Annotated in this window: 4 protein-coding genes; 1 reads left to right on the top strand and 3 read right to left on the bottom strand. The window is 43.2% G+C overall.

All coding sequences use genetic code 11. The annotated features are described in order from the left end of the window. Positions 1 to 156: 156 nt before the first annotated feature. From AC805_RS05595 to rpsT, 3 genes are all read right to left on the bottom strand, one after another. On the bottom strand, positions 157 to 1,698 hold the full coding sequence (locus AC805_RS05595; RefSeq protein ID WP_055074499.1) for a DEAD/DEAH box helicase: 1,542 nt from the start codon (positions 1,696 to 1,698) through the stop codon (positions 157 to 159). 396 nt (positions 1,699 to 2,094) lie between these two features. Further along, a complete protein-coding gene (locus tag AC805_RS05590; RefSeq protein ID WP_055074498.1) occupies positions 2,095 to 2,328 on the bottom strand; it encodes a hypothetical protein in 234 nt (77 codons plus the stop codon). 343 nt (positions 2,329 to 2,671) lie between these two features. Continuing rightward, positions 2,672 to 2,965, bottom strand: a complete 294-nt coding sequence (rpsT, locus tag AC805_RS05585) for a 30S ribosomal protein S20 (RefSeq protein WP_009629068.1) — start codon at positions 2,963 to 2,965, stop codon at positions 2,672 to 2,674. A gap of 200 nt (positions 2,966 to 3,165) precedes the next feature. Between rpsT and AC805_RS05580 the strand changes: the two genes are divergently transcribed. Further along, a complete protein-coding gene (locus AC805_RS05580) occupies positions 3,166 to 4,773 on the top strand; it encodes a NupC/NupG family nucleoside CNT transporter (protein ID WP_055074500.1) in 1,608 nt (535 codons plus the stop codon). Positions 4,774 to 5,043 lie beyond the last annotated feature (270 nt).

The following is a 5,043-nucleotide window of genomic DNA, read 5'->3' as shown; positions in this document are numbered from 1 at the left end:
TTGATTTGTCCTAAGTCAAGTAACTGTAGCTATAACTTAGTATTTAACTTAGTATTTAACTTAGTATTTAACTTAGTATTTAACTTAGTATTTAACTTAGTATTTAACTTAGTATTTAACTTAGTATTTAACTTAGTATTTAACTTAGTATTTAACTTAGTATTTAACAGGAGCTGAGGAACGATCGCGATCGCGAGAAGGACGACGAGAATCATAGCCACCATCACGACCACCGCCATCACGACCACCGCCAGAACGACCACCGCCATCGGAACGACCACCACTTTGACCGCGTTTGATAGGTCTACCACTGTAGGAACCGCCATCGCGATCGCCACCACGGTCACGACCTGAAGGCGTATGGGGTTGTTTTGCCAAAACCTGTAATGCAGCTTGTTCCGCTTTTTCGGATTGCAATTGGGTATAGGCTAATTGCAGGGCAGCCGCAGCGATCGCTTGAGGATCGTAATCTTCTACCAACTGCGATACGAGGGGTAAGAAGGAAGCCAATCTCTCACCTGTTAAGGCTTGCAGAATTTGCTCAGTAAACCTGCCAATGCGACGTTCTTGAATCTGAGCGACACTGGGCAAGGGCAAAGGAGGCAAGGGCATACCGACCTGCTGTTCCAATTGACGAAGCTTGTAACGTTCTTTACCAGAAATCAGCGTAATCGCCACACCCTTTTTACCAGCACGACCAGTGCGTCCAATACGGTGAACGTAGCGTTCGGGATCGTCGGGAATATCGAGGTTAAATACATGGGTTAAACCATCGATATCCAAACCACGCGCCGCGATATCGGTAGCAACTACCCAACGCACCTGTTGATTGCGGAAACGACGCAATAGATTTTCACGTTGAGATTGAGAAAGGTTACCGTGATACTCATCGACACTATGTCCAGAGGATTGCAGAATTTCTGTTAATCTGCTTGCCGAGTCCTTAGTACGGACAAAAATAATCGCCGAAGTAGGAGCTTCATACTCCAAAACAGGCAATAGGGCTTCCTCTTTAGTCAGGTGATAGGGAACCAGATAAATTTGTTGGTCGATGCGAGTAGGTGTGGAATCTTGAGTCTCAACCTTGACAGTTACAGGGGACTTCAAGAAGTTCTTCACCAAACGCTTGACCGCAGGAGGCATAGTTGCCGAGAAGAAGGTGCTTTGTTTAGTAGAAGGAGTTGTTACCAGAATCCTTTCTACATCTTGGATAAATCCCATGTTAAGCATTTCATCGGCTTCGTCTAAAACGAACCATGCGAGATTCTCCAGCTTGAGCTTACCGCGTTCCATCAAATCGATGACACGTCCTGGAGTACCAACGACAACATGAACGCCGCGCTCCAATTGGATCATTTGGCGATCAATCGCCGATCCGCCATATACGGTGAGAATTTTCGCACCAGGTTTTGTATTAAAACTGCGAAGAGCTTGACCGACTTGAATCGCCAATTCACGAGTTGGAGTCAAAATTAGCGCTTGAAGAGAGTCGCTGTTGAGATCCAAACGCTCTAAAATTGGTAAAGCAAAGGCAGCAGTTTTACCAGTGCCAGTTTGGGCTTGACCGAGTACATCTGCACCAGCGAGCAATTGTGGAATTGCTTGTTCTTGAATAGCTGTAGGCTCTGTAAAGCCAATGGATTCGAGCTTAGCAACTCGAGCTTCTGAAATACCGAGAGAAAGAAAAGATGAGGGCATGGATGATCCTAAGATTTGCAGCAAATTTGTTCTAAGAACAGTTCGCCTATTCTGCCAATCGCACGGGATAAACAATCACTAACAAAGCCGAAGGACATCTCTGCCCTAAATTTTAAGCGGTTTAAAAAGAGCTTTTCTATGAAAACCTCAGCTTCCAAAGATTAGATTGCTTTGGATAGTCATGCAATGGGAGAAATCAGCAAAATGAAATTAATTATTTCTAATATATCTAGTATAAACCTATGTTAAAGATTGTAAACAATCTTTTCGAGATTTATATCTATGGGTTGGGTTGATGAGCGTTGATGGTATTGAAATCGGTATCGAACTAGTATCGACTCTAGTATCGACTTGATATCGACTTGACGTTAACTGAGTTTAGATTCAGCTATGCGATCAATCCTCAGACAAAAGATTTTTTCTGGATTGATCGAGTTCTGCCCACAGATCTTTAATCTGTTTGTAAGCTTCCATCGGTGGGATTTTACCACCTGTTTCTAAAGCACATATAAGTGAAATACGATTAGCAAACTCTTGTAAATTAGCATTAAAAGCTAAATTCTCAGGAGTAAATTCGCCCCTGTAACCAAATATAGGATTCAAGAATCTATCTTTGTCTGTATCAGACATGAGTCTAGGGTGAGTTTAATTGAACAGGACAGGCTGAGAAGATCTCAAGATCGCAGACGATAGCTGTAGGGAAAAGCGATTATTCTACAACCTGCCCGAACAAGGAGATCACAAACAAATTATTAAAAATCAACAAAAGATTAATAAAATGCTGTGAAATCGCAATCCAAATTTGATCGATCTCTAACCATTATCGGATCAATTGTAGCAAGTTTGAAGAAGATTCTCGGTGATTCGTAATACAAAGCGTAATACATTTTCCCTTGATTTTTCAGAACTTTTGACCGCTAATGACCGCTAATGATTGTAAAGCACCTATATGGCAAAGTACTTATATTGAGGCTTATTTATTCACAGTAACTTTTTTAAGAGCTACCGCTAGCTTGGATTTGCGACGCGCACCTGTGTTGTTGTGTAATACTCCACATTTGACTGCGCGATCAATCTTGCTATAGGCCAAGGACTGTTTAGCATTAACTGCTTCTAGCGCCTCAGGAGTAGGGTTAGCCTTATAAGCTTCAACTGCTTCTAAATAGCTCTTCATTAAAGTCTTGACGGCTGACTTATATGATTTATTATGCAGACGGTTACGCTCAGCGATCTGAATGCGCTTTTTTGCGGACTTGATGTTTGCCACAGTTTATTCCTTTAGCGAAATGACATGGTTTAAAGCATTTATCATCGTAACATTTTGATCGCATTTTGCAACTGTTTTGGCAATTTACTTTTTAATTTGTTTTAATTTGCTTTGGGATTGCTTGTTCGATTCGGTTATTCTTGGTTGTCCTTCTGGTTGTCCTTCTGGTTGTCTATGTTGAATCTCATCCTCAAACGCCCATGACCTACTTGAATTTTGTTTCTTTCTTTGGCATTTTTGGCTTGTGCTTTGTGGCTTGGATCTTTTCTGAGGATCGGCGAGTCATTCCTTGGCGGGTCATTCTTTGGGGAATTGGCTTGCAGTTAGTGCTTGGCTATTTTGTGTTTCAGCAACCTCAGACGAGAGAGGGCTTACAAAAATTTAGCGATCTGCTGAATGCTTTGTTTGATTCGGCTGATGCAGGGGCAAGATTTGTGTTTGGGCGTTTGCTAGTACCGCCAACTGGTCAAGAACCCTATGCCCTGTTGCCGATCAAGCCTGATGGGACTTGCCCTCCTGGACAGGTTTTACTAGATGATCTTACAACTGCCGCAAATGCGGCGGCAAAGTACTGCACGACGAATCGTTTAGCCTATGTATTTGCCTTTCGGGCTTTGCCTGCGGTAATTTTCTTTTCGGGATTTATGGCTTTGCTCGAAAACCTTGGCGTTATTCAGATCGTAGTTAATGTATTTGCTAAGTTGTTTTTCTGGACGATGCGCTTGAGTGGGGCAGAGGCTTTGAGTGGTGCGGCAAATATCTTTGTGGGTATTGAGGCGGCGATCGTGGTTAAGCCCTATTTGCCGAGGATGACTCGTAGCGAACTATGTGCGATTTTGGCTTGCTGTTTTGGGACGGCAGCCTCTTCGACCTTGGCAATCTATACAAGTTTTTTAAAGCCAGTTTTCCCTAATATTCTTGGGCATTTAGTCTCAGCTTCGATTATTGCGATCCCCGCCTGCTTTGTGCTTTCCAAAATCCTTGTCCCTGAGACATCAGTCCCTGTCACCATGGGCGGCATTCCCAAGGAAGACAAGTCGGCAAAGCCTGATGATGGCGAATTGGAGAATGCAGGTGGCGAGACAATGAAGCGGATGAGTCCGATGGATGCCACGATTATTGGAGCCTTGGATGGGTTAAAAATGGCTGCTTCGATCGCAGCAATTTTGATTTTAATCGTGGGGCTAGTCGATTTGATCAATCAAATTTTTGCTCAGCTTGCGAATTTCAGCGACGTTTTCAAGGTGGTTAATTTACCGAATATCCAAGGAGCTTTGTTTTATCCGTTAACTTTGCTAACTGGGGTTTCTTTGGATGATTCTTGGACTGCTTCGGTAATTATTGGTAGAAGGTTGTTTGAGACGGCAATTCCTCCCTATCAGGCTTTGGCTCAAGCTTCTAAGGATGGTTTAATTAGCGATCGCACTGTGATCATTGTGAGCTACGCCCTATCTGGTTTTGCCCATTTAGCATCTGTAGGGATTTTCGTGGGTGGCACGATCTCCTTAATTCCTTCCCGTCGTCGTGATATTTCCGATTTAGGTTGGAAGGCTTTATTTGTGGGCACATTGGCAACCTTGATGATTGCTTGCATTGCAGGGGTATTTGACGATGGGACTCCTAGTATTTTAGGTGAAAAGAAAAGAGTAGAGGCTCAACCAGATAAGCCAGCGGCTACAACTACACCCAATACCTCCCCCAATCCTAATACTTCACCCAATCCATTACCTACTGTTTCGCCCACAAATACACCGATAAGAACTATGCCTATGCCTAAAGCATCGCCATCTCTACCCACATCACGCTAACAGATCGCTAATACCAATTCCCAAAATGGCAACGCCATTTTGGGAATCTCAAACCCTTACTGGGTTTGGTGTTTAATTCACAAAGTTTAATTCACAAAGTTTAATTCACAAAGTTTAATTCCCAAAAAGTGTTGTCACACGTTCGTGAATTGGCATAGATCGTACTATAGCTACAGTCACTTGACTTAGGACAAATCAAACCCCAAGAATTGACTGGCGGCGCGAAGCGCCGCCAGTCAATTCTTGGGGTTTATGTCCTAGTACAGGCGA

Source organism: Pseudanabaena sp. 'Roaring Creek' (assembly GCF_001402795.1).
In the GTDB taxonomy this organism is placed as follows: Bacteria; Cyanobacteriota; Cyanobacteriia; order Pseudanabaenales; family Pseudanabaenaceae; genus Pseudanabaena.
Note: the sequence above shows the minus strand (reverse complement) of the source record. Positions and strands in the feature narration are given on the sequence as shown.

What these genes read in the sequence shown, in the direction of transcription:
- AC805_RS05595 (WP_055074499.1), bottom strand. Translation starts at nt 1,698, where the DNA reads ATGCCCTCATCTTTTCTTTCTCTCGGTATTTCAGAAGCTCGAGTTGCT.
- AC805_RS05590 (WP_055074498.1), bottom strand. Translation starts at nt 2,328, where the DNA reads ATGTCTGATACAGACAAAGATAGATTCTTGAATCCTATATTTGGTTAC.
- AC805_RS05580 (WP_055074500.1), top strand. Translation starts at nt 3,166, where the DNA reads ATGACCTACTTGAATTTTGTTTCTTTCTTTGGCATTTTTGGCTTGTGC.